A 25303-nucleotide genomic window follows, 5' to 3' on the forward strand; every position below is an offset into this window, starting at 1 on the left:
AGATGTACACAAAAGAAAAAGCAAAAGTAAATAGTTTTACGGTAGATCATACCAAGTTAAAACAAGGGATCTACGCTAAAGCTTCTACAACCAATAACAGCAATGTTGAGAGTTATACAACTTACGACATTCGCATGATCAGACCGAATTCTCCGGAGCGTATGCTATCACCTGAGGTCATGCATACCTTAGAACATTGTTTTGCAACAGAAATTAGAACCATCTTAGGTGATGAGGTTATTTATGTTGGACCAATGGGCTGTTGCACGGGATTTTATGTGGTATTGGCTGGAACAGCGAAAACTCCTCAGAATGTGGCGGAATTGATGAAAGAAGTATTAGAGACTGTTCTTACAGAAGGATACGAAGTACCTTTCCAAAACCCGATTAGCTGCGGAAATTACACATTCATGGATTTTCCCACCTCAAAACAGGCTTGTGTTAACTTCTTAAATCTAATTACTGCCGAAGAATTGGCATTTGAGTATCCATATATCGAAGAAAATTAAATGATCCTGAATAAAGATATTGAAACGATTATCTTGGTAGCAAATAAAAATGAGCTATCTTTTAATTCGACAAGTGAATCGACTTTCGTATACGAAATTGGTGTAGGTAAAGTAAATGCGCTCCTGTCCGTAGCTACGCTTTACGAAGACATCAAAGCATTAGGGATCAGTCCTGTTCTTCTCAATGTTGGCACGGTAGGTTGTACAAGGCATCCGATAGGCCATGTCCTTTATCCGGCATACTATGCACAAGGGGATGCTTATACGGATGGATTTTTCCTGGAAAACACCTTGTTTTTTAAAGGTCAAGGCGTATTGGAATCCATATCTCGTGATGAATTTCGCTACGAAGATGCACTTTTGACATCGGATCGTTTTATCAATGTAAATACTGCTTTTTATCAGGATATCAAACATTTTAATCCTTTGGCATTTGATATGGAATCTTATGCCCTAGCGAATTTCTGTTTTCAAAAAAATCTCACCTTTCATAGTATTAAAATTGTTTCAGACAATTGTGATGGCACAGTTAAAGATTGGGAAAGTATTTTAGGAGAAATTTCAGGGAGATTAGGTGATATTCTTGATCAATTCATGAAAAAGCTGGATAACGAAAAAGCTGCTGCGGTCAGCATATCGTAATCTAATGAAATAGCAAAAAAAAGACCTGTAGAAATAGAGGTCTTTTTTTTTTGCAAATTACCGCGTTCTTTCTTCAATAGCTTCCCTATTGTCTTTCTAATTTGAATTTATTCAAACTATTCTCTCCCGAGGTTGTTCAGATAAGTGGATTACAAGCCCATCGTTATTTCAATATAACTCTTCCACACTGCAAATAAATCGATCTAATATTCTTATGAAGAAAAAGAAGAAAATAATAATTTCAAATAGACTGCCGATACAAATAGAGCGAAAAAAAGAAAAATTAATCATCAAGCCGAGTGCGGGCGGACTGGCAACCGGTTTAAATTCCGCCTTTGATACGGATGAAATACTTTGGGTTGGCTGGCCGGGAATTGTTCCCAAAGATGAAGAGGAAAAAGAAAAGATTGTCGAGCTTCTCAAACCGATGAGCTTACTTCCTGTTTTCTTATCAAAAGATGAAATACGCAATTTCTACGAAGGTTATTCCAATGAGGTCCTCTGGCCTATTTGCCACTATCAGCCAAGCTACATCCATTTTGACCGCGAATATTGGTCTACCTATGTCATGGTAAATAAGAAATTTTGCGAGGCTGCTCTTTCTATCGATGCGCCGTCCGATTTTATTTGGGTCCATGATTATCAGCTTATGCTACTCCCTCAACTGCTGCGTTCAGAAAATCAAGAGCTCAACATTGGTTATTTTCACCATATACCCTTTCCTTCGGAAGAACTCTTTATGAACATTCCGCAACGTAAAGAATTGGTTGAAGGTTTACTGGGAGCAGATCTTATCGGATTTCATACTTTCGCCGATAGTCAGAACTTTCTAAATGCCTGCAAAAAAATACTGCATGTATCGTCTGGACATAACCAGCTCAAGTACAAAGACCGTCATATATTTATAGAATCCTTTCCGATGGGTATTGATTTTGATAAATTCGTCGAAGTCAGCAGTCAGCCTAAAATCCAGTCCATTGCAAGCCAATTTCGGAGCCATTTTCCCGATCAAAAGATTATTATAGCTGTCGATAGGCTCGATTATAGCAAAGGGATATTAGAGCGATTACGTGCATTCCTCACTTTCCTTGAAAAATACCCCGAATGGCATACAAAAGTTGTACTATATATGCTTATCGTGCCCTCCAGGGATAAGGTATCGCAATACAAAAAACTGAAAGATGAGATTAACCGGAAGGTGAGTGAAATCAATTCCATTTATGGTAACCTAAGCTGGACGCCGGTATTATATTTTTACAAATCGCTTCCATTCGAAGAGCTGGTTGGATTATATGTTGCATCCGATATCTGTATGATTACATCTACGCGAGATGGGATGAATCTTGTAAGTAAAGAATACATCGCCAGTAAGACTTTGTCAAAGGGCGTATTGATTTTAAGTGAGTTTGCAGGCGCCTCCAAGGAACTTGTTGATGCCTTGATTATTAACCCCTATAATCGTACAGAAACGGCAGACAGTATTTACCAAGCACTTAAAATGCCGTCCGAAGAAATTCAGGAACGTACCGATGCCAATATTCAGATTATACAGAAGTTTAATGTGCAACATTGGGTGCAGCTCTTTACCAATCGTTTGGCTGAAACCAAAGCCATACAACGTGACGAATGGGCAAGGCGAATCTCGGATAAGGTATTGAATAGTATTTCAGAAAGGTATAGCAAAAGTAGCAATAGGCTCTTTTTCCTGGACTATGACGGTACTTTGGTCAAATTCCAGAATCATGCCCAGAAAGCAACTCCGACCACCCTGTTGTATAACCTTTTGGATAATATCATTTCTGATCCACTCAATACATTGGTTATCATAAGCGGCCGATCACAAGAGAGCCTATCGTCCTGGTTTGACGGTCGATCTTACTATTTAGTTGCCGAACATGGTATTTGGTCAAATTTCCCAAATTTCAACTGGTCGTATAAAAAAGGATTGGCACTCCACTGGGTACCTGAAGTAAAAAAGCTGATGGAAAAACTGGCCGATCAAACTCCGGGGGCTTACATCGAGGTCAAGCCCTACTCGTTAGCTTGGCATTATAGAAAAGTGGAACTGGGCTTAGGCGAACTTAAAGCAACAGAGCTAAAGGAGACCTTAAACCCAATGCTCAACGACTATGGATTACAACTACTGGACGGAAATGCTGTCATTGAGGTCAAAAATACAGAAGTTAATAAAGGTAAGGCAGCATTGGAAATCGCGGGACATATAAAAGCAGATTTCATGTTGGCTATTGGCGACGACATTACCGACGAGGATCTATTCAGGTATCTACCTCAATCGACCATAAGTATTAAGGTAGGCAGCAACAAATCTGCAGCAAAATATTATTTAGATGAACAGGAAGATGTTCTTCAATTTTTAAATCAACTTATCGTAAAATAATGAACGAAAATACAACAGAAAACAGACATATCTACCAATCTGGAATCATTGGAAATTGTTCCTACATAGCGCATGTTGGCATCGACACAAACATATCATGGTTGTGCTGGCCATCGTTCGAAGATAGCTTTGTATTCGGCAGTATGATCGATAAAAATCAAGGTGGAACGTTCAAGATCAGTTCAGAGGAACCAGTTGTGGAAACCAAGCAGTATTACATCAAAAACTCCAATGTGCTCTGCACGGAAATCCATACGGAATCCTATGCCTATCGTATTACAGATTTTGCACCACGTTTTGAACAATTCGGGCGGTATTTTAAACCCTTGATGCTGATACGAAAGATCGAACCACTGCATGGTGCCCCTAGCGTCAACATCAGATGTCAGCCGACTGCTGACTACGGCCGATTGGCACTTAAGCCTACCCGTGGCAGCAACCATATTCTTTATAGCAACGATCAGGTCGGAGAACGGATTCGACTTACTACTGATCTGCCTATTTCACATTTCTTCCAAGAGGAAAGCTGGACCATTATCAGTGAAAATAAATACCTTATACTGACGTATGATGCAGCTTTCGAATCGGCCATTGTGAGCACCTGTGAGGATTTCCTCCATAAGACGCTCAGTTATTGGCAGCGATGGATTAAAAGGTGTAGTATCCCTAACATTTATCAAACAGAAGTTATCCGATCGGCTCTGGTGCTGAAACTTCATCAATATGAGGATACCGGAGCAATTATCGCCGCATCAACAACTAGTCTTCCCGAATATCCAGGTTCGGGAAGAAACTGGGACTACCGTTATTGCTGGGTACGTGATAGTTATTATGTATTAACGGCCTTGACGCACATCGGTCAATTTGAAGAAATGGAAAGCTTTGCAAATTATATTGCCGGCATCACGCATCGCAACCCTGGAAGACTTCAACCTTTATACGGTATCCTTGGTACCACCGAGCTGACAGAACAGATCTTACCTTACCTAAAAGGCTATCAGGATAACGGTCCAGTACGGATTGGCAATCAAGCTTTTGAACATATTCAAAATGATGTATATGGCCAGGCAATGATTGCATTGTTACCTCTTTTCACTGACCAGCGTTTTAAAATTCATGAAAACAAGAATGTGTTAGGCTGGGTAAATTTCATTCTCGAAAAGATTGAGGCTACTATAGAGGAAAAAGATGCCGGCATCTGGGAGTTTAGAAATTTTGCCAACCACCATTGTTATTCCAATCTTTTTCAATGGGTCGGATGTAAGGCGGCCCTGTTGATTGCGCGTCAAAATGGTTATCAAGATATGGAGGATCGCGCGAATGTGCTCTTAAAAAAAGCAGAAGCTTACATCGAGGCCTGTTATGACGAAGAGCGAAAAGTCTATCAGAATGCTATTAATAGCCGGAATTTAGACGCCAGTACCTTGCAGCTCATCGTCATGGATTACCTTGACCCAAAATCGGAACGCGCCCTTCATCATCTCGAAATGCTGGAAAAGGAATTAAAAGGCGAAAATGGACTTTTCTATCGCTATAAACATCAGGATGATTTCGGCAGACCCAAATCCACTTTCTTAGTCTGTGCATTTTGGTACGTGGAAGCGCTGGCCTGTGTCGGGCGTGTGGAGGAAGCGAAAGAGATCCTGGAACGTTTGCTGACCTACAGCAATCACCTGGGGCTGTTCAGTGAGGATGTTACCGAGGACAATGGCAGCCAATGGGGCAATTTCCCACAAGCCTACAGTCACGTTGGATTGATGAATGCTGTTTATCGTCTTGCCATAAAATTAGATAAACCAATTTTTCATTGACATAAAAACAAAATGTGCGATCAAAATAAATTGATCGCACATTTTTACACGTATAATTGCCAATTAAATGGCCTTGATAAAATATTACAATTTATCCAGCCAGTTTTCTACCTCTTCTTTGGTTTTTCCGGTCTTTTGTTGCAATTTACCCAACAATTCATCTTCCTTTCCCTCTGCATATAACAGATCATCATCGGTTAAATCTGCATATTGCTGTTTCACTTTACCTTTCAGCTCGTTCCAACGGCCTTTCCATGTTAAATTACTCATAAATGCTCCTTGTTTTAAAAAAATGAAATATGTGTACTTATATATTTATATTAATGTCTGTTTATAGCTGTCAAAATGTTCACAGATTTCCTCCATCCCGATTCGCTTGCCCATCAAGTCTATAAAGCGGTTTTTATACAATGAAAATATGTATAGTCCCGTTGCTAAACTTCCTATGACAAAAATACCTTCCAGCTCATTACTCTTCACAAGCTTGTTGTTCAGGTGGCACTCTTTGAGTAATGGAATGTTATAAGAAGACCATTTACCCATTCTATCTTTGAGTACCAAACCAATATTTTTTGTCCCTGTCATCATTTCAGCTCCTTTTATTAGAAAAACAGCTACGTTGCTTCAAATGTTTTCTAATTTTTGTCATTTTGAAAAGAATAGGTCTTTCATACACAAGAGCAAGTAATTATACGGTGACGTCCAAAAAAAATGTTTCCAATTGATCAATTGGAAACATGCTGTTAAAGATTGCTATTGCTATTTTTTGTTAGCGTTTACCTGGCAAATAGATTTGAAAACCTACACCAACGCCTAAACCACTCGCACCGCTGCCTGTATTAATATTGGCCTTGCTATAATTGTAGCCAAAGGTAGCTTCCAAAGCAACAGTTCGTGTTATAAAATGTGCATATCCAACATTGGCTCCTACCGCCAGCGCGACATCTTTGCCCCTAGAACTTCCTGAAATACCAATATCTCCCTGTCCAAAAAACCGACCTGTACTTGATCCCGCATTTGGAAAGTAATAACGCACAAATGGTGCTACACCATAGGTCCATTCGTTATCAGCATCTTTTTGAGTAGCCAGACCAAGATTTGCCTGTGCACCAATAGCCAATCCATCGGACACGAAATAACCAGCTCGTGGTTGAAGTGCTACATTAAATGATTTTCCTTCAAAACTATAGCCAAGATTACCGATCGATCCACCGACCATCCAATTTCCTTGTCGAATAGGTTCAATTCCGACATCCGATGACATCTGTGGCGTGGTTTCAATTTTCTGAGCATGGGCCTGATACCCAATTCCTGCTGTTATTAATAAAAGAAGTGTCAATTTTCTCATAGTATCTCTATTATCTAAATTACTTTACTGTAATAACAAGATCGACAAATGAAAAGTTTTAAATTTATTCTTAAAATATATCGTGTTGTCATTTTTAAAAAAAGAGAACCAATCAGATTTGGCTCATGTTCCTATTAAAAAGACTATGAATACAGCAATTCAATTTGGCGATACTATTTCAGATTATTCCCGAGAAAGCTCCCCATTCTTGTACGAAATCGCCCCAATGAAAAACGAACCGGCTAGCTACGATCTTAAGCCAATTTATGGGCCATCCAAGGTTTCGGATCGAGATGCGGTCAACCTCAAACTAAATTCTCCAAAAAGTATGGCTGGCCCTGATCCAAGTGAAGAAGAACAACGCGACCGTACCACTAAAGAAAAGATTAATACAGAAGAGGATCAACATAAAGAGAAACCAGATCATTCAGAAGAAGATATCTTTGATACTGGCTCAGATCAAAAAGAAAAGGACAAAAAAAACTCCCACAACTAAGGGAGTTTTTTTGCGTATATAACGAAGAGGCCTGAGTGACCTTTTCTAAGTGATCCTTTAAGGTTTAGATTGTATAGCATTGATACTATCCTTCCTAAGCGTGTCTGCCAAACTGGTATCCTTCTGCATGCTCATTTTTTGTTGCTCGCTTAAATTATATCTTGTTTCATCGGCAGCGCTCGGTGCGATATTGTCCGCCTGACCACTTCCCTCTGCTGGATTTTTGTTTGGATTTTGGCACGCAAAGAATAGTGTGCTGCAAAATAATAACGTTGCCAAAACTACCGTGAATTTCTTGCTCTTTTTCATATTCTATTTTGTTTTTGTGATCAACCTTTTTCTTAAGAACCACATTCAGAACTTATTAGTTTAATAAAAACTGATAAAAAACAATCATTTAAACTTCTGCTTAAAAAAATAGACAGTTCCCATACTCCACTAAATACAGAAGGATACCCGTAATAAAGACATTTTTTAATGGAACAAATACCCAATTGACCGGCCCCTAATCGGCCGCCTATTTTTACCGGGACGCTTTCAATTGTGTATTCTTGTAGCGTTTAGGCTACAAAACGATCAATACGCATGTGTACGTATTTTTCCCCTATGCCTGTTTAAACAAGTTTTAGATGAACCTGAAAACGTAAATGTAGCACTTTAATTGCACCTCCATGTATCAAATAAACATCAATCAATTTAACAAACGATACTATGAGCAATTCCAATTTGAATATTTTAGTCGAGGAAAAAAGAAGTCTTTTGAAACATTTTGCGGGAAAATTCACCAATGATCCCGATGAAAAAGAGGATTTAATTCAAGAGACGCTTATTCGTGCATTGAAATCGATCGATGATTTTATCCGTCATCCAAAATTAATGTCGTGGCTCTACGTTATTATGAAAAATGTTTACATTAATCAATATCGTAAAGCCAAACGTACAAACGACATCCATGAAACATACATCGGTCTAGAAAGCACTAACACTGTAGAATCCAATAAAAGTGACAACAAGTTTATCGCTGATGATATTCAAAAAGCGATGTGCAGTTTGTCCGAAGAAAATTATCAAGTGTTTCAATTGTTCCTTGAGGGATACAAATACCATGAGATCGCCACCTATTTTGGCATGCCCGAAGGAACAATCAAAACAAGGATACATATGACGCGAAAAAAGCTTCAAAAACAGCTTAAAATTTACAAATTAAAATAAAACAAAATGTAGCTTTTGAGGTTATCTACCTAGAGTAACTTAACCGGATAGCTGACAATTCGCTAAATAATAAATATATGAAATCAGAAGTTAAAATAACAAATCAGCACAATATGGTCATTACGCTGATTATCTGTGGCGGTCCCATTGGAAAGGGAAATGGTAAGACCATTGTACAAGCGGTCGTTACGGACACATTAGACAAAAATCAAACTAAAGTAGAGACAGAAAAAGCTAAAAAATCTTCTTCTGTAAATAAAACAAAATAGATGAGAATTTACTCATAGAACATTGAAATTTATCCATAGAAAGGGTTGCTTTTGTTAAGAAAGTAACCCTTTTTAGTATATTTTTCTTTCTATTTATATGATAGTCCGCCCCCCGCCCCCTTTCCTGTATAAAACCCTTGATTTATGTAAATAATACGCATCTTATCTTTTTCGAAAACCGCAGAGACCTCTCATCGGTTCTTACAAGAAAGATTAAAAATTCACTCATCAGCAAGATACAATGGAAACCAACCTTATAAATGACCATAGAATGATCAACGATCTTATACAGATCAACCATGATCGAACTGCTGATTAACAAATGGCAACTGATATGGTCTCAAGCATTCACATAAGAAATTTAAATAACATTTTTGGGTTTAAGCATATGTTGACTTTGGAGATTATTATATGAAAGTAAAAGCCGGTTATACAAGAAAGAAAATAGGCAAGTCTTTTAAATATTTCGATACATCAGGAATAGAAGTATCTGATAAAAAGATCTTAGAAAGAATTACGAAACTGGTTATTCCACCCAACTGGAAGGATGTATGGATTGCCAAAAGTAAGACCAGTGATCTGCAAGCTTTTGGATTCGATCAAAAGGAGCGTAAACAATATATCTACCATACGAAATTCGTTGACCAACGCCAAGCGGCAAAGTTCAGCAATATTCTTTTTATGGGTAAATATTTGCAAGAATTAAGAAAGATCAGCACTAAACATCTCAAACATCAGGTTTGGGATATGGACAAATTGTGTGCAATTGCTTTTAAAATTATGGACAGCACATTAATTCGTATCGGCAATAAGCGCTATACACTGACCAATAAGTCATATGGCCTTAGCACCCTGGAAAAAAGGCACGTCACCATCGAAAACAATACGATATCTTTGGCTTATAAAGGTAAAAAGGGTGTTTTTCAGCAAAAGTCATGGGCTAATAAGCAACAGGCTAAGCTTCTGGAAGAACTTTTAAAAATGAAGGGAAAAAGGATATTTCAGATTGATAGTGCTACCTGCGAAAGCACGTTCTGCGGTGCCGCCTTTAATCAGTATCTCCGGGAGAATTCTACGGGTCAGATCAGCTGTAAAAGCATTCGTATTTGGGGAGCCAGTCGAGAAGCTTTTTACCAGCTCGCCCAAACAAAACAGGCGGAGGCACTTAATGCCCGAAAAAGACAGTTAAACAAGGTCATTAAACATGTTGCTGAGCAACTCGGCAATACAAAGACTGTTTCACAGACTTATTATATCCATCCTGCGATACAACGTTTATTTATGGAAGGAAGATTCCCCAGTATAAAAAGTAAATTACCGCTTGCGAAATTAGAGGATAAATTATACCGTTTTCTGCTTAAACACACCGATAAGGCAATTGTTTAACGTCCAAACCTAAACCATTCGTCCAATGGATGGCTTAGGTTATTCATCCAGCATGATGCCATATCCATGGCGGCAACAGAAAATGTGATACCATTTCCACCGAAACCACACACAAAGTATGAGTTTTTAAACTTTTCATATTTTCCAATATAGGGCAATCCATCTTTGGTGGTTCCAAAAGTACCAGCCCAGGCAAAATCTGCGTGAAAGGCCCTATCGGTAAAAATTTTGTTAAATGACTTTTCCAATTTAAGTGATTTCGCTGAAATGAGACTATCTCGCTTAATGGGGTCTTTAAATTCTTCATCTTCTCCCCCAATCAGAAACCTATGATCATCTGTGGTACGCATATACAGATAGGGTTCAGTAGTATTCCAAATGAGCAGATCGCGATACCGATCATAATTGTCTTTATCGACTTCTGACACGATTGCGAATGTACTCAATAGATCGACAAATTTTTCAGGAATAAGGTTTGTCGTTTCGTATCCTGTACAATAAATAATTTTCTTCGCTTTGATTTTAGCTCCTGTCGAAGTGGTTACAAGATTATGCCCCGACTTATATAATACAGAGTCTAAGGCTGTTTTGTCGAAAATCAATAATCCCTTTCTAACGTTGTATGCCAGCAGTTCATGTGTAAAGCAAAAGGCGTCTATGCTTGCCCCTAAAGCCGAGAGAATTCCAGCATAAGCGCCATGTATAGCATAACGATCCCTGATATCTTGTTCCGTTAACCATTTAACATCAAAACCCGCCGCTTGTCGGGCTTCAAACTCTTGCTTCAACCAGGAGATATCTTTTTTCCTTGCCGCGTAGTAGAGTGACTTTTTTGTTCGAAAACCAGCTTTGGACCGGATTTTCTTTGCGATTTTCCCCAATTTGACAATTGCTTCACCACAGGCTCTGTAGCTCGCTATTGCAGCCTCTTCACCAATTAATTCCTTTAATCTATACAAAGGCACATCAATTTCATATTGCAACATAGAGGTTGTTGCCGCCGAACTCCCATTCACAATTTCACGCTTGTCGATAAGAATACATTTCTTTCCATCGTTTATGCATTGATGTGCGATCAGGGCCCCTGTAATGCCGCCTCCAACGACAAGAACATCACAGCTACGATCATCTTGCAAGGAAGGATAACTGTTTAGAAGACCGTTTTTTATTAACCAGAAAGGTTCATTTGACTTTAAATCCATTGTAATAAAAGCTTATTGAATGTTTGTATAACTATTTCTGAAAAGAAATAGTTTGGTTGGCATTTTATTAAATTTCAAACCATTTGAGCATTACCAAGGTTATCTTATTAGCAATTAATAGATTACTTATGCGAGCAATTTGGACGGGGGCTATTGGTTTTGGTTTGGTCAATATCCCAATTAAAATATATAGTGCAACAGAGAGTGCTGCCTTAGATCTGGATATGCTTGATCGAAATGATCTATCCAATATTAAATTCAAGCGGGTAAATGAACAAACCGGCAAGGAAGTAAAATGGGATAATATTGTTAAAGGATATTTCATGAAAGACCATTATGTCGTGCTGGAAGATGCGGATTTTGAAGACGCAAGTCCGGAAAAGACTAAACTTATCAATCTCCATGCTTTTGTCAAACTGATGGATGTAGACAGTATATATTTTGAAACGCCCTACTATCTGGAGCCACAGAAAGGTGGAGAAAAAGCCTATCAGTTATTGCTCAAAGCATTAGAAAAAACTAAAATGGCGGGCTTAGGGTCGTTCGTCATGCGAAATGTAGAACACCTAACCCTTATAAAGCCCTATCAGAATGCATTGGTTTTGAATAAAATACGTTATCAACAGGAAATCAGAGCACTTGATGAGCTTAAGTTACCTACTGCAATTAAAATTCAAAAAGCAGAAATGGATATGGCTACACAGCTGATCGAGCAACACAGCACATCCTTCGATATCAGTAGCTATAAAAACGAATATATGAACGAGCTCCTTAAAATAATCAAACAAAAAGATAAAGGTAAACGTCCTACCATACGAAAAATGAAGGTAGAGCATACAAAAGCGGATGATTTGCTTGCAAAACTTAAAGCAAGCCTAGGTTAAACAAAACACCCTGTGCCATGATACGTAAACTAAAATCGGGTCAATATCGAATATATGCCAAGCATCCTGATAAAGAGACGAACCGACGTCGGAATCTGGGTACTTTTGATACCCTTGAGGAGGCAAAAAAACACGAGCAAGAAATTCAATATTTTAAGCATAAGAAGTGAAATAAGATGAAGAATATCATACCGGAACAGAAAGAAGGCAAGCACCTGGATTGCTTTGAATCCCTCGAGTTTCCAAGTGAAGCTATTGCCAATTTAGCCTATGCTTCGGCTATAAACAATCTTAGAATGGTCAACCATTGGTATGAACTCGCTCAGATACCTGCCACTGTGTTTCAATTAACGGCGGGTTATGGTACTCAAATTGATCGTTTACTCGAATTACATGATTATATCCGACTCAATATTCCCGGACCGGGACTTCCAAGTAGTGATGGTTATGATTGGGTGAATGTTGTCAGCCTCATTTCAGACAAAACGGACGATTATAGTGTTTTTGCGATAACATTAAAACCTTGCCCCGATCCAAGCCATCCTGGGGATAAAAATACAGCTCATTTTTTTGAAGGGATTTCATCTTCAACCTTTCTGATCGAACAACGGAGGAATAGTATTTTGTTCCAGTACGCCGGAAGAAACGAGATCATCAATGTCGACAATGAGAATATGAGTGATAATGTCAGGAATTATTTCGTTGGTCTAGCAGCTAAAATGGGGGCATCTTACCCACAATGGAAATCACTTCTTAAAGGGATGGCCCATGCAATCGCCAAAGAGTTTAATGTTCAGCATTAGTTCCTTCTGCCGAACGGAAATTAGCCGGACTTTAATTTCAAAGTAAAAAGAACCCAATAAGGCAATTTTATAAATTTATAACGTTCTGTTATCAAAGATTCGATCTATGTTGTCGTAATTTTTTTTGTATATTTATGTATATCATAAGAAGTTTTGGGGTATTATGAATCATACATTTCAATCTAACAATCAAACCATCATTACGCTTCAATCTTTTGGCAGTCTGGTCATCTTAGATCGACATTTTAATGTCGTTGGGGTAACCGAATCTGTCGTAAATGATCACGACGCCAAAGAGAACTTATTAGGAACTCATTTCTTTGATAGCTTTAGCAATACATTCGGTGAAGCGTTATCCAAAATCAAAAATGCAGTAACTGATCTACTTGAAAACAGGCAGTCGCGCCATATTTTACCCATTAAAATGAGAAAAGAACGTGTTTACGTAAAATTGCGAAGACACGATGAATACTTCTATATCGAGTGGGAACAACAACACAAAAAATACATTGCCGCAAAAAAAATAAATGAACTTAATTTTTTGCTAGATACTATTCAACCGAATAATTGGGACCGTGTTTGTTCCGCCATCAACAAATTACTGAATTACGATCGGGTTTTCGTTTTGCAGGTTCAGGAAACGGGATATAGTTCCGTGATTGCGGAACATACAGCAGATGGACAAGCCCATTTCAAAGGAATGGAGTTCTCGAAAGATTTCATGCCTGAAGAAGTCTTGTCGTACTATCGGAGCTATTCATATCGATATGCTCCCAATATTAATATTGATGGACAAGAATTCTACTATACTGACGAAGGAATTGATCCGGTCTCGAGCTTATTATCACCTTTACCTGAACTTCATCGGCTTTTTTTAAAAAAGATAAATGTACAAAGCGCCTTGTTTTTTAGAATCTGTATCGATGATGACTTTTGGGGTCTTGTGGTCGCACAGAATGATGAAGAGCGGGTGGTCGATCTGCAGCAGCGAAAACTATGTACGTTTGCCATCCAGGCAGCCACCAGCAAGTATGAGAGCCATGTCAAACAAAATCTGTTGGAAAGAACGGAGCTTCTTAAACTCGCTGAAGAAGAGTTAAAAAGGAGCCTTTCTGAAAATAAAATGGTGAATTGTGCTTTGATACAGCATATGGATATCCTTACCCAGCTGGTCAATGCAGATGGATTGGCCATATTTAATCAGGGCGATGTCTTTAACTATGGTCATTCTCCGCAGAAAGCACAATTTTATGAAATCATTCAATTCCTGCAAAAACATACCGATAAAGCCCTCTTCAAAGATTATAACTTTCGGCTGAATCATCAGGATAACTTTAACGATAAACTTGATTTTGCGGGTCTCATGTATCTAAAGGTTGGCTTGGAAAACGATTATTACCTGGTTTGGTTTAGAAAGGAAAACCGCAATCAGGTGATGCAGATGGAGCTGAAAAATGAGCCGCATGAAAACAAGCAGCTCAAAATATGGGAAGATATGCGCTATGACGTTGCCAAACCTTGGAATGATGCTGAAATCAATTTTGTCCTTCGTCTGAATCAGATTATCAAGGAATCCATTTTTGCAAAACTAAAGGAACGTCAGTTGCTAAATGAAGAGCTGCTGATTTTGAACAATGAGTTGGAAATGTTTACACATACCCTCTCTCATGATTTAAAAAATCCTTTGTCCATCTTAAAAATGGGCATACAGTTTCTACAGCAGCACTCCGACAATATTGATTTTACAAAAATCAATAAGTGGTACCAGAATTTCAGCAGAAGCGTTACAAACATTGAAGATATTATCAACAATATGGTCCAGTTGAGCCAGCACCGTTCCAGCGTTTTAGACAAGGAACCACTTCCTATGGCCTATACAATTCAGCGCATATTTCAAGAAAACAGCATTTTATATAACGTCAATAATTGCCAACCCACTTTTGGTACCCTATTACCAATTTGGGGCGAAAAAAGTGCCGCGTATCAAATTTTTTCAAATTTAATTGTTAACGCAATAAAATATTCTGCACAGGCAGACAGGCCTTTAGTGACAATAGATAGTTCCGACGAAGACGATTATACCCATTATCAGATCAAGGATAACGGTATTGGCATACCAAGTGACCACCTGCCTCATATTTACGAAATGTTTACCAGAGCCGACAATGTGGGTTCAATACCTGGTACGGGCATTGGGCTTTCGCTGGTGAAACGGATAATGGAACGATTGGGAGGAAGTATAGAAATTGAATCAGAGGTTGGTATAGGCACCGTTGTTCATCTCTACTTCCCTATTGTTAAGCCATTTCCTGAGCAAATGTTACTCGATTGATCTTTGTTTCAAATCCTGAACTCTTTCAAACTATTTTCCATCTAACGTTGTTCATTTAAGGAGAGTATATCATCCAATAAAAAGGATCTTATCACTTAAAAAAAAATTGAAAATGGAAGAGATATTGCAACATGCAGTAGTAAAACGAGGTTTAATTATTGCCTATTATTTTAGTAACATCTGGTATCGTAAAGGATTGTTCGGGGAACGTACTATTCCCGATCCAAATGACACTGATCCCATCGAACATCCTGAACCAGATATAGATGAAACCGATCCTGAAGAAGAGGAGAATATCAACTACACACATAAAAATCCACAGCCAAGAAGCAGTATAAGCCCTGGAAAAAAGTCTACCGCTAACTGGGACGAAAATGTAGAAAATCGGACCATATCCAAAAAGACAGATTGACCCTAGGTCAATCTGTAAAGATATTCAACTGTCCTTTTTCATCAAAAAAAACATCGCTAATAAAAACGATACGCTGATCTCCCGTTTTTAGGGTGCGGCCATGATATACACAGCGGATTTTTCCCTCCTTGTCCTGAAATAAACTATTATGCCCAGTACCCGAAACCACTCCACCTCTATTGGTATTCTTTTCAATGATCGGATTAGATGCCGATTTTTGATAGCTTCCCAAAGGAGCAGTTGCTGTTGCGTAGCCAACAGCATAATTGGCTCCTGCAAAATAATTGGCCGAATACATCATGTAGTATAATCCGTTTTCTTTGACCAAAAAAGAACCTTCTGTCCATCGTCTATTGACCTCACCTGAAGTAACTGATCTACTTTCCCATTCTGATTGTGCGTCGTTCATCGTAACTGGGGGGCGCATTAAAAGAACCGGATTCCCAATCACCTTCGTCATACTGCTATCCAATTCGACTCCGTAAACCCAGCTTTCTTCAATATTTTTATAGCCAAGTTTCTTCTCCGCCCAAGTTGCAATTTCTGATTCCACAGGATGTTCGTAGCAGCAGCGTGAATAGAACAGATAATTTCTATGGTCTGTATCTCTAAAAACATTCGCGTCAATGATGGGATATCCAGGATCAAAAATAGGTTTCCCGGTCAGATCTTTAAATGGCCCCAATGGACTATCCGCCACTGCAACTCCTATACGATAGTTTTCTAGGTGTTTTTTGGGATTTTCTTTCCAATGAGCACTATAATACATGTAATATTTGTTATTCACACGATAGACTTCAGGAGCCCAGAAATCCTTTTCCCCCCAACCATTCGGCTGTTTGGCATCGTATACCTTTCCCTCCTTTTTCCATGTCTTTAGATCTTTGGAACTATAGGCTATAAATTCATTTTCAGTCCCGCCGGTTCCATATAAATAGTATTGATCCGAAGGTGGATCGAATACAATAAAAGGATCACCAAAGGCTACATCTGTTTGATAGGATTTTCTAGGTTGCCTCGATCGTTGATCTGTGCTTAAAAATCGAAACTTTGCAGTTTCGAATTGGGGAACCAAGACACCGCTGCTATTTGCCACAAATTCAATCGGTACTATGGCTGTCCGCCGAGGTGCAACTTTTTCATCTGAAAAATGTGTATGACAGACGTAATACCATTGCTTTCCTTTTTTGAAAATGTCGCCATGTCCAGTTCCGGCAAACCCACTATTTTTACGGCTTAATGCAGGTTGACCTTCCAGTTTTTTCCAGGGTCCATAAATATTTTCAGCGATAGCAACACCCACAGCGTAGTCCTTATTCCGAAAATCATTTGCCGAATAGAACATATAATAATATTTTCCCTCTCGAATGACGGTGGGACCTTCACTTACTGTCCACTCGGCATTTGCCGTATTTTCCCAGGGAAGTTCTGCATGGAGACATTCTTTCAGCGATTCTTCCTTTATTCCGGAATAATCTGACTTCAGCTCCGCCACAAAAATTCTATTCCCTTCGTTTAACCTTACATGAAATAGGTATTTTTTTCCATCTTTATCGCGGAATACAAACGGATCAATTTGCTTTTGTCCGGTAGCAATTGGCACTTTAGCTGTTTGCTTAAAAGGACCCGTTGGAGCATCACCGACTGCGATTGCAATATGCTCATCGGCTGTGTAAGCCATATAAAACTTACCATTCTCAAACCATACTTGCGGTGCCCAAAACCCTTTTGATCCAAAGATATCGCCCTTTACAGCCGCAAAACCTAAATCAACTCCCTCCGGACTTACCCAGGAATCTAAATCCTTGGACTGGTATACTTTAAAGCCCTGTTGTTCATGCTGATCACCATTCGTACCATAGAGGTAATAATATCCTTTGTGATAGAATATGGTCGGATCCGCTTGAAAAATGCCATTTGTTGGCGTGTGCACATTTTCAATCTGATCTTTGTTTGTAGTTTGCGCAAATGTCCTTTGGACAAAAAACAGCAAGAGAGCAATAGGCAGCAAATATATTTTGTTCATTGATTATAATACATCATATAGGTGAAAGCCTAAAATTGAATAAATATTTGCTAAGACTGGAGGTAAATTGTATCAATTGAATATCAATTTGTATCAAATTAAAAATTTCCTGATAAAATTATCGAAATCCATTCCTCTTCTATTCCCACAAACCCATTTAATTTCCAGACTTGTTCTATCCGAAAACATTTCGATATATACACCAACATACTGACACTATCTTTACGGATCAAAATTTCCCTGATCATTTGCCAGCAAAATTTTCGCTAATTCAAAATTCCTCTTTCAAAAGCAAACTTAACCAGATGTGCCGTGTTTTTTACGCCCGCTTTGTCTATGAGGTTCTGACGATGGCCCTCAACAGTACGCTTACTTAAAAAAATCTTATCTGCAATTTCGACATTCGTGTAGCCTTCCGCAATCAATTTTAACACTTCCAATTCACGCTCTGAGATATCAAAATCCGTTTGCAATTCTCCTGGGATCTGCGCATAGCTTTGACCAGAACGGACTTGATCTAAAAGTATCATGGCGATCTCCTCGCTCATGTACCGTCCGCCGTTAGCAATATGATTCAACCCAAAAAGCAATTCGTGATAGCCAACATTTTTGACCAAATAGCCAGCGAGACCAGATTCAAACGCCTCAATGACATAATTAATCTGATTCAGCATGGATAGTATAACCACTTTAATAGATGAATACTGTTTGTTTAGGACCTGAAGCAATTCCATGCCGTCCATTTCATCCATACTGATATCCGTTAAGACGATATCAGGAACAGAATTTGCACTTAGGAAGTCGAGCGCCTCTTTGCCATTCGACGCTTCGCCAACGACTTCAAATCCTTCTTGAGATTCTAATAGTAATTTTATTCCGTTACGAACAACCATGTGGTCTTCAACCAATAGGATTTTTATCATTATTATCTTTTTAAATAGTCAATTTTAGTAAAATACCTGCCACAAGCGTATCATTCATAATCTGCGCATTGTAGAGTTCTGCAATCTTCATCAAGCGCATTGGTCTGTTTTCGGGCTTTGATACTGACAAGGCTTCTCCTTGTTGAAAAAAAGGTGATACTTTGACAAGAATTTCAAATTCGATCACCTGCACTGAAATTGAGATCGACTGCGAGGCCATTTCATCATTTAAATATTGAAACATTGCAGTCAGAAATTTAAATAGATGAATTTGCGTCTGATGATGTAATTCTCGCAAATGAGGGTCAAGCAACGTATCAATTATAAAACCAGATCGTTTTTTGTAACTCGCAACGGCTTCATCAACGGCGTGAAAAATTCCCAGGTCATTTAATATGGGATTGTAAAGCAATCCCGCTTTATTGCGGATTTCTATAACTAAGGTAGTCAATGAATCACGTAGGCAACGTAATTCTTCAAAATCGCCATAACGATTAGTAAAATTCTGAAGCGATATACGCATTCCGTAAAGCTCCTGAGCCAGTTCATCGCGAAAATACCGTCCTATTTTTCCGATATCATCCTGTTGATTCCTAATAATCGATTTATAAAAATCTTCTTGGCTACCGTCCCATACCTCCTTTAACTCCGCCTGATCTTTTAGGCCTTCAGATTGGCCTTTCGGTCCATCTGATAGGTCAAAATATAGTTTTTTGTTCACGTCCCCCATATTGTTTTCCATTTCATGTTGTAACTAATAACCACTTCAAGGCACGAACAGTTTTAAAAATTAACACCTATTTAGATAAAAGATGTATCCTTTAAAGTACTACGTATAAATACGTGCAAGAAAAAGATAAATGGGGGAATTTAGACAGGAAAACACTTGTTGTTAAAGTAAAAAAGTTCAAATAAAGCACCAATATACTTAGTGAATAATCTACACAAAACACTGTACAACAACTATTTAGAATAATAAATAAATCTACTCGCTTGATAAAACTTGCCTCAATCCATCCTTCCAAATTGTTTTTTCTAGCATCTTAATTGCAGAGAATGTAGAAAAGATAGACACTTAAAATTTGATAATATGGAAAATACAACAATCGATCAACTGTTTAAGGAAAAAAGGCCTACGTTAAAATATTTGGCAGCGCAATTTACGAACGATCCGGATGAACGGGAAGATTTGGTTCAAGAGACCATGGTGAGGTCGCTGGCATCTATCGAAAAATTCCTGAAACATCCGAAATTGATGTCTTGGCTCTATATCATTATGAAAAACACGTATATCAATCAATATACACGTAACAAAAGGTTAGAGAATTACAGAAGTGAATACATCAGCACTGGTTATCGCAATGAAATAACAACCAACCGCGGAGAAGATAATTTTGTTGCTTCTGATATACAGCATGCGCTCAATAATTTATCGAAAGACTATTATGACGCCTTTGCTATGTTTTTGGAAGGATTTAAATATTATGAAATTGCAGAGCATTTGCAAATACCGGAAGGAACAGTGAAAACACGTATACACATGGCACGAAAGTCATTGCAAAAACAGCTTAAGATTTACTCAAAAAGTATTAATTAAAAAATAGTATTATTTCAAGAACAAAAAGCAGGCTATAGCCTGCTTTTTGAATTTACACCCCATTATTTTAGCTAACATTGTTTTAGTCGCTGCCTCTACCTCCGGATATATTTATTATATTTAGGGTGAAACTTACTAATTAAAATATCACTTTGAACATCATATAGTATGAAAAAGCAGTCAACCTCAATGTTTTTTATATGCTTGAGCAGCATAATTTTAATATCGTCTTGTGGTTCGGTATCAAAGGAAAGTGAAAACAGAATTCGTGTAAGTGGTGAAGGAAAGATTAGGATCATGCCCGACCAGGTCACCCTGACCATTAATACGACTTTCACAAAACCCAGAATGGTAGACGCGGTACGAGAAACACAAGCAACAGTCGACACGGTAATAGCGTTGCTCCAAAAATATGGGCATCAAAAAGAAGATATCAAAACCAGTAGCGTATCCGCAAATAAAGACTATCAATACATTGGTAATACCAATAAATTTATAGGTTATCAAGCACAGCAAACAATCGATTTTGTTTTACATGATTTATCGAAATTTACAGAATTAACGGGAAAATTGTTAGAAACAAAAATTAGTGGAATTGGTTCCATCTCATTTGACCACTCCAAAGCAGACAGTATTTTAAGAGAAGCAGATCTTATTGCATATGATGATGCTTTAAAATCGGCAAAAAAACTTGCATCTAGGGCTGATGTTAAAATCGGAAAACTGCTATTTCTGTCCAATGATGGAAGCGCATCCAACGAATCAACGCAGTACAGAACAGGGATGGCTTTAGAAACATTTAATAAGGGCTATGGCGGTGAAGGTTTTAAAATTGCTCCCGAAGTTTTAGAATTTAAAAGAACAATATTTACAGAATTTGAAATCAAATAGATGCCATACCGATTCTGTCACCAATCAACCAGCATACTCGATTCAATGGTTGAATGAAAAAATAACGCTCGAGGGATAGCGTTAGCCTTTACGCGGACGAATTAGCTACCGGTAATCATCGAAACTATTTTTTCGTATATTTAACATATAGTTCATATCCAGTTCATATAAGTTTTGTTACTTTATAATGCGATAGTTAATGTAGTCAACGGAGTTAATGTATCTATTATGAAAACGATAAACTATTTTTTCCAGCGGATTATATTTAGAATCTTTTTAGGTCGATTCAGTTCATTCTATTCACCATTAAGATTCCACAAAACTTAATTGTTTTTAAAAACGGCATTGAGGTCCGATATTTTTATTTTTGTAAATGCTATTAACCAAAGATGCCTTTGGCAAAGATTTTATTTGGGGAGTTTCTACAGCTGCCTACCAGATTGAAGGAGCACATGATTTGCATGGAAAAGGCCCTTCTATCTGGGATATATTCGTCAAAAAAAGAAACCGTATATTTCAAAATCAACATGGTAATGAGGCCTGTGATTTTTACAATCGCTATGTCCAGGATCTGTATTTGATGCAGGGAATGCATATTCCTAATTACAGATTCTCTTTATCATGGAGTCGTATATTTCCTGCTGGCATTGGTGCGGTAAATCAATCTGGATTGGATTTTTATGATCGTTTGATCGATTTATCCCTTGAGTTAGGGATAACGCCTTGGCCTACCTTATATCATTGGGATCTTCCACATGCATTGGAAAAGAAAGGTGGCTGGGTAAACCGTGATGTGAAAGATTGGTTTGGAGAATTTGTTTCCAAATGTGTGCAAACCTACGGGGACCGGGTCAAGCATTGGATGGTTCTCAACGAACCTACAGTATTTACTGCTGCAGGTTATTTCTTCGGTGTACATGCACCAGAGAGAAAAGGTTTGGGCAATTTTTTGGCTGCGGCCCATCATGCTGCATTAGCACAGGCTCAAGGCGGCCGAATTATTAAGTCTTTACAGCCTAATAGCGAAGTAGGGACGACTTTTTCTTGCTCCCATGTTGAGCCCTTTACGTCGAAAGACAGAGACATTCTTGCGGCAAAGAAAGCAGATGTATTGCTCAACCGCCTATTTATAGAACCGCTACTAGGAATGGGCTATCCAACGCAAGAGATTAAAATACTGGGTAGAATTGAAAAGTATATGCACGCGAATGATGAGCGAGATCTGAAATTTGATATGGACTTTATTGGCGTACAAAATTATACACGGGAAATTATACGATACGCCATGTTCGTTCCTTATCTTCAAGCGAAGATAGTATCGGCGAAAGAGCGCAAAGTTGAGATGACCGAAATGAACTGGGAAGTTTACCCAGCCTCCATTTATTATATGCTCAAGAAATTTAGTGCCTACCCTAATATCCCCACTTTAATTGTTACCGAAAATGGTGCAGCATTTCCTGATCAAATCGAAAATGGTTTAGTGCATGACCCCAAAAGATTGAGCTATTTACAGCAAGCTTTACAGGAGGTTTACCGTGCAAAACAAGAAGGAATAAATGTCAACGGGTATTTTGTATGGACATTCATGGACAACTTCGAATGGGCTGAAGGATACCGTCCAAGATTTGGACTAGTTTATGTTGATTTCAACAATCAACAGCGCATCGTCAAATCCTCTGGACATTGGTACGGAGACTTTTTAAAATAAATAAATGGCTTTTCCATCGTTATGAACGATATATCAACTTTGTAATTTTCAATAAAATCAGGCCAAGAAACAATGCGGCAACAATACTAAGTATTGTGACCAATGTATTCCTTCCGTTGTCTGCAAAAAAATAGATGGATAGTCCAGCCAATAAACATGGAATACCGATAACAATAAGCTTGACCCAATATATTCGGTCTTCTTCCTTACGGATAATTTTTGTTTCGACTGCGGCTAAAACATCCGGTCTATTCTTTCTAAAATATTCGAGAATAATTTCGATTTCTTCTGAACGCAATTCACGAGGACGTACAATCTGCTGTTGTAAGGCAATAACTAAACTATTTCCATCTCGTTGAACTGAAATAACTGCTGACATTGGAAAGCGCTTTTTAAACCCCATAGGATTCATTGCATATCCTTTGTAGTCACTGTTATCTGGACTTAAACATACAAAATACTCAGAACTCATTGCGAAGATCACATCGGTATGTTCTTGTTTGGTTTCTTTCCATATAACGATAGCAGGCTTAATGGCTGCTAGTAATAGACATTGGAAAATAAATATACCAAAAGACAAGCTGAATATCCATGACAAAGAAAATGAAAGGAGTAAAAAAGCGATGATAAACCAAATAACATTTGACCAAAAGTCAATTTTCCGCTCGATTAAATAGAAGATAATGACGCAGACTATTGGCGCAATACTGGCTTTCCAATCCCAAAATATACTCACAATTCCGAGAATTGAAAACAGCGCATAATTCAACAGCTGAAAGTATGCTGACTTCCGCTGAAAATTAGTTCTTTTAATTTCAATGATATTTTCCAATGCTTTCTTTAATGAAATAACAAAATCTCTGTCGCTAAGATAGCTCTGATTGCATAAATATAAATATCTTTACTAAAATAAAAACGCGTAAAAATAGAAGCCACTGCTATGAATACCTTTCAATTTAAATCCCATAATGTTAAAAAGGGCTTGATCTTTGGATTTGGTTACCTAATTGTTGTATTTATCCTATGCTGTTTAATTTTTGGCGGTATAAACGGACTAGCCGATGCAGTAAACAATTTTGGTTCGGCAAAAGGTCTTGGGATATTGGTTGCTGTCGTTGTAATCGGTCCCCTAGTCATACTATTGCAATTCATCAATCCCAAGATAGAAATACAAGTTGATAAAAATAACTTATCTATTAAACAACCGAGAAAGGAGGACAAAATGATTCCGTTAGAAGTAATTCATTCCATGGAAATAAATCGTTCCTTGGTCAACCAACTTCAACTATTCGACCAGAATGGAAAACTACTTACCACTATTCACCCGCAAAACGATATGAATGTTATTTTCTCCATTGCAAATATAATCGCACAACATGGTGGATTTACACAGAAAAAAGGAACCAAAAAGATCTTTGGTAATCCCGTTGAAACGATCTCATATTTCAGGCAATAACACTGTAGCATAAGTTTCGATGAAACGAAAAACAAGAATACACTACCTACTTTTCGTCGCTTTAACCATCTTCCTGGGTTTGTTGTCACGGAAAATATCCGCCATTCCTACCATTACCGGCGATGTACTTTATGCGGTTATGATTTATTGGTTATCACGTTTTTTATTTACGAGGAAATCGTTATTATTTTCTTTTGCGACGACACTTATATTTTGTTTTGCCATCGAATTTTTACAGCTTGTACAATATCCTTTACTAATCTGGGTAAGAAGCAATCCGCTTTTGCGGCTCGTGTTTGGACAGGGCTTTTTATGGTCGGATCTAGCGGCTTACTGCCTGGGAGCCATCGGAGCTGCATTCCTTGATTATCTTAATTATCAAATGTTAAAGACAGATCCTACGTTACGAACTAAATAGACCTACTTCGTGGTTTTGGCCCCCAAATCGATGCCCATCTTTTCATAAGCAAGATCATTGGGCTGCCAAAGCTCTATTTTGTTTCCTTCAATATCCATGATATGAGCCAATTTGCCATAGTCAAAGGATTCGATCGTATCAAGGACCGTAACTCCCTCCTTCTTCAATTCATCGATTAAAAGCTCAATGTTGGCTACCCGATAATTGATCATAAAATCTTTTTCCGAAGGGCCAAAATAGGCCGTGCTCTCTTTAAAAGGACTCCATTGCGTAAATCCCTTTTTCGCACTATCAGCTCCCTGATACCACTCAAATACAGCGCCGTAAGAATTTGTAGCCAGTCCCAAATGATCGGCATACCAAGCTCTTACTTTTTTAGGATCTTTACACTTGAAGAAAATTCCACCTATACCGGTTACCCTTTTCAATTCGGTGGATCGATGGAAATGGCTCAGGTTACTAAATGCGTACCCCATTCCAAATGCCAGCACAATACTTGCAACAAATACGACTCTTTTCATAATTTAATAAGGACAAATCAGTTATTCTGCCTTCTCTCCCGAATTTAATCATTAGTTTT

28 protein-coding genes are annotated in these 25303 nt (G+C 38.2%); 18 read left to right on the forward strand and 10 right to left on the reverse strand.

Going from position 1 to position 25303, the window contains the following annotated elements; genetic code table 11:
• Nucleotides 1-2 precede the first annotated feature (2 nt).
• The 4 genes from A9970_RS05930 (at nucleotide 3) to A9970_RS05945 (ending at nucleotide 5360) form a co-directional block, all read left to right on the forward strand.
• On the forward strand, nucleotides 3-509 hold the full coding sequence (locus A9970_RS05930) for an S-ribosylhomocysteine lyase (RefSeq protein WP_153847368.1): 507 nt from the start codon (nucleotides 3-5) through the stop codon (nucleotides 507-509).
• Nucleotides 510-1151: a hypothetical protein gene (locus tag A9970_RS05935; RefSeq protein ID WP_075992696.1), complete on the forward strand. Its 642-nt coding sequence runs from the start codon at nucleotides 510-512 to the stop codon at nucleotides 1149-1151.
• A gap of 214 nt (nucleotides 1152-1365) precedes the next feature.
• On the forward strand, nucleotides 1366-3549 hold the full coding sequence (locus A9970_RS05940) for a bifunctional alpha,alpha-trehalose-phosphate synthase (UDP-forming)/trehalose-phosphatase (RefSeq protein WP_182981647.1): 2184 nt from the start codon (nucleotides 1366-1368) through the stop codon (nucleotides 3547-3549).
• Nucleotides 3549-5360 carry a glycoside hydrolase family 15 protein gene (locus A9970_RS05945; protein ID WP_159726629.1) on the forward strand — a complete coding sequence of 604 codons (1812 nt, stop codon included), beginning with the start codon at nucleotides 3549-3551 and terminating at the stop codon, nucleotides 5358-5360. Before A9970_RS05940 ends, A9970_RS05945 begins: the two co-directional genes overlap by 1 nt.
• A gap of 84 nt (nucleotides 5361-5444) precedes the next feature.
• Here A9970_RS05945 and A9970_RS05950 read toward each other — a convergent pair whose 3' ends face one another.
• The 3 genes from A9970_RS05950 to A9970_RS05960 all read right to left on the reverse strand — a co-directional run bounded on the left by A9970_RS05950 (nucleotide 5445) and on the right by A9970_RS05960 (nucleotide 6708).
• Entirely contained in the window at nucleotides 5445-5630 is a 186-nt protein-coding gene (locus A9970_RS05950) for a CsbD family protein (protein WP_075992699.1), read from the reverse strand.
• 45 nt (nucleotides 5631-5675) lie between these two features.
• Nucleotides 5676-5948, reverse strand: coding sequence for a hypothetical protein (locus A9970_RS05955; RefSeq protein WP_182981648.1), 273 nt, complete (start codon nucleotides 5946-5948; stop codon nucleotides 5676-5678).
• Between the two features lie 181 nt (nucleotides 5949-6129).
• Nucleotides 6130-6708 carry a hypothetical protein gene (locus A9970_RS05960; protein ID WP_075992701.1) on the reverse strand — a complete coding sequence of 193 codons (579 nt, stop codon included), beginning with the start codon at nucleotides 6706-6708 and terminating at the stop codon, nucleotides 6130-6132.
• A gap of 145 nt (nucleotides 6709-6853) precedes the next feature.
• Between A9970_RS05960 and A9970_RS05965 the strand changes: the two genes are divergently transcribed.
• Nucleotides 6854-7204, forward strand: a complete 351-nt coding sequence (locus A9970_RS05965) for a hypothetical protein (RefSeq protein WP_182981649.1) — start codon at nucleotides 6854-6856, stop codon at nucleotides 7202-7204.
• Between the two features lie 57 nt (nucleotides 7205-7261).
• On the opposite strand, the gene A9970_RS05970 is transcribed toward A9970_RS05965, so the two are convergent.
• Nucleotides 7262-7513 carry a hypothetical protein gene (locus tag A9970_RS05970; protein WP_182981650.1) on the reverse strand — a complete coding sequence of 84 codons (252 nt, stop codon included), beginning with the start codon at nucleotides 7511-7513 and terminating at the stop codon, nucleotides 7262-7264.
• A gap of 402 nt (nucleotides 7514-7915) precedes the next feature.
• On the opposite strand from A9970_RS05970, the gene A9970_RS05975 reads away from it, so the two are divergent.
• The 3 genes from A9970_RS05975 (at nucleotide 7916) to A9970_RS05985 (ending at nucleotide 10071) form a co-directional block, all read left to right on the forward strand.
• Nucleotides 7916-8416 carry an RNA polymerase sigma factor gene (locus A9970_RS05975; protein WP_075992704.1) on the forward strand — a complete coding sequence of 167 codons (501 nt, stop codon included), beginning with the start codon at nucleotides 7916-7918 and terminating at the stop codon, nucleotides 8414-8416.
• Between the two features lie 77 nt (nucleotides 8417-8493).
• Nucleotides 8494-8685: a hypothetical protein gene (locus A9970_RS05980; protein WP_182981651.1), complete on the forward strand. Its 192-nt coding sequence runs from the start codon at nucleotides 8494-8496 to the stop codon at nucleotides 8683-8685.
• 411 nt (nucleotides 8686-9096) lie between these two features.
• Nucleotides 9097-10071: a DNA topoisomerase IB gene (locus tag A9970_RS05985; RefSeq protein ID WP_182981652.1), complete on the forward strand. Its 975-nt coding sequence runs from the start codon at nucleotides 9097-9099 to the stop codon at nucleotides 10069-10071.
• Here A9970_RS05985 and A9970_RS05990 read toward each other — a convergent pair.
• The gene (locus A9970_RS05990) at nucleotides 10068-11273 is read right to left on the reverse strand and encodes an FAD-binding oxidoreductase (protein WP_182981653.1); all 1206 of its coding nucleotides are present in this window, start codon (nucleotides 11271-11273) and stop codon (nucleotides 10068-10070) included. The genes A9970_RS05985 and A9970_RS05990 overlap by 4 nt on opposite strands.
• A 128-nt stretch (nucleotides 11274-11401) precedes the next feature.
• Here A9970_RS05990 and A9970_RS05995 point away from each other — a divergent pair, with 128 nt between their 5' ends.
• From A9970_RS05995 to A9970_RS06015, 5 genes are all read left to right on the forward strand, one after another.
• Complete coding sequence (locus tag A9970_RS05995; RefSeq protein WP_153848531.1) at nucleotides 11402-12157, forward strand: Ku protein; 756 nt, start codon at nucleotides 11402-11404, stop codon at nucleotides 12155-12157.
• Nucleotides 12158-12174: 17 nt separating this feature from the next.
• Nucleotides 12175-12327: a hypothetical protein gene (locus A9970_RS06000; protein ID WP_172840694.1), complete on the forward strand. Its 153-nt coding sequence runs from the start codon at nucleotides 12175-12177 to the stop codon at nucleotides 12325-12327.
• Between the two features lie 6 nt (nucleotides 12328-12333).
• Nucleotides 12334-12960, forward strand: a complete 627-nt coding sequence (locus tag A9970_RS06005) for a hypothetical protein (RefSeq protein ID WP_182981654.1) — start codon at nucleotides 12334-12336, stop codon at nucleotides 12958-12960.
• A gap of 163 nt (nucleotides 12961-13123) precedes the next feature.
• On the forward strand, nucleotides 13124-15292 hold the full coding sequence (locus A9970_RS06010; protein WP_182981655.1) for an ATP-binding protein: 2169 nt from the start codon (nucleotides 13124-13126) through the stop codon (nucleotides 15290-15292).
• Between the two features lie 112 nt (nucleotides 15293-15404).
• Nucleotides 15405-15704, forward strand: a complete 300-nt coding sequence (locus A9970_RS06015; RefSeq protein ID WP_153848534.1) for a hypothetical protein — start codon at nucleotides 15405-15407, stop codon at nucleotides 15702-15704.
• Nucleotides 15705-15711: 7 nt separating this feature from the next.
• Here A9970_RS06015 and A9970_RS28445 read toward each other — a convergent pair whose 3' ends face one another.
• From A9970_RS28445 to A9970_RS06035, 3 genes are all read right to left on the reverse strand, one after another.
• Complete coding sequence (locus A9970_RS28445) at nucleotides 15712-17730, reverse strand: glycoside hydrolase family 43 protein (protein ID WP_220801525.1); 2019 nt, start codon at nucleotides 17728-17730, stop codon at nucleotides 15712-15714.
• A 266-nt stretch (nucleotides 17731-17996) separates the two neighbouring features.
• Nucleotides 17997-18653 carry a response regulator transcription factor gene (locus A9970_RS06030; protein ID WP_120334324.1) on the reverse strand — a complete coding sequence of 219 codons (657 nt, stop codon included), beginning with the start codon at nucleotides 18651-18653 and terminating at the stop codon, nucleotides 17997-17999.
• Between the two features lie 10 nt (nucleotides 18654-18663).
• On the reverse strand, nucleotides 18664-19374 hold the full coding sequence (locus A9970_RS06035) for a hypothetical protein (protein ID WP_153848535.1): 711 nt from the start codon (nucleotides 19372-19374) through the stop codon (nucleotides 18664-18666).
• A gap of 369 nt (nucleotides 19375-19743) precedes the next feature.
• Between A9970_RS06035 and A9970_RS06040 the strand changes: the two genes are divergently transcribed.
• From A9970_RS06040 to A9970_RS06050, 3 genes are all read left to right on the forward strand, one after another.
• Entirely contained in the window at nucleotides 19744-20250 is a 507-nt protein-coding gene (locus A9970_RS06040; RefSeq protein WP_075992714.1) for an RNA polymerase sigma factor, read from the forward strand.
• 168 nt (nucleotides 20251-20418) lie between these two features.
• A complete protein-coding gene (locus A9970_RS06045; protein ID WP_159726619.1) occupies nucleotides 20419-21141 on the forward strand; it encodes an SIMPL domain-containing protein in 723 nt (240 codons plus the stop codon).
• Nucleotides 21142-21514: 373 nt separating this feature from the next.
• Complete coding sequence (locus A9970_RS06050) at nucleotides 21515-22849, forward strand: GH1 family beta-glucosidase (protein ID WP_182981656.1); 1335 nt, start codon at nucleotides 21515-21517, stop codon at nucleotides 22847-22849.
• Nucleotides 22850-22868: 19 nt separating this feature from the next.
• Here A9970_RS06050 and A9970_RS06055 read toward each other — a convergent pair whose 3' ends face one another.
• A complete protein-coding gene (locus A9970_RS06055) occupies nucleotides 22869-23681 on the reverse strand; it encodes a hypothetical protein (protein WP_182981657.1) in 813 nt (270 codons plus the stop codon).
• 108 nt (nucleotides 23682-23789) lie between these two features.
• Here A9970_RS06055 and A9970_RS06060 point away from each other — a divergent pair, with 108 nt between their 5' ends.
• On the forward strand, nucleotides 23790-24305 hold the full coding sequence (locus A9970_RS06060) for a hypothetical protein (protein ID WP_159726613.1): 516 nt from the start codon (nucleotides 23790-23792) through the stop codon (nucleotides 24303-24305).
• 19 nt (nucleotides 24306-24324) lie between these two features.
• Nucleotides 24325-24723: a DUF2809 domain-containing protein gene (locus tag A9970_RS06065; protein WP_182981658.1), complete on the forward strand. Its 399-nt coding sequence runs from the start codon at nucleotides 24325-24327 to the stop codon at nucleotides 24721-24723.
• Between the two features lie 2 nt (nucleotides 24724-24725).
• Here the strand turns inward: A9970_RS06065 and A9970_RS06070 are convergent, their stop codons facing one another.
• Nucleotides 24726-25244 (reverse strand): VOC family protein, encoded by a 519-nt coding sequence (locus A9970_RS06070; RefSeq protein ID WP_220801526.1) that lies wholly within the window; start codon nucleotides 25242-25244, stop codon nucleotides 24726-24728.
• Nucleotides 25245-25303 lie beyond the last annotated feature (59 nt).

Origin of the sequence: Sphingobacterium sp. UME9, from assembly GCF_014170215.1 — a bacterium.
Classification (GTDB): Bacteria; Bacteroidota; Bacteroidia; order Sphingobacteriales; family Sphingobacteriaceae; genus Sphingobacterium; species Sphingobacterium paramultivorum.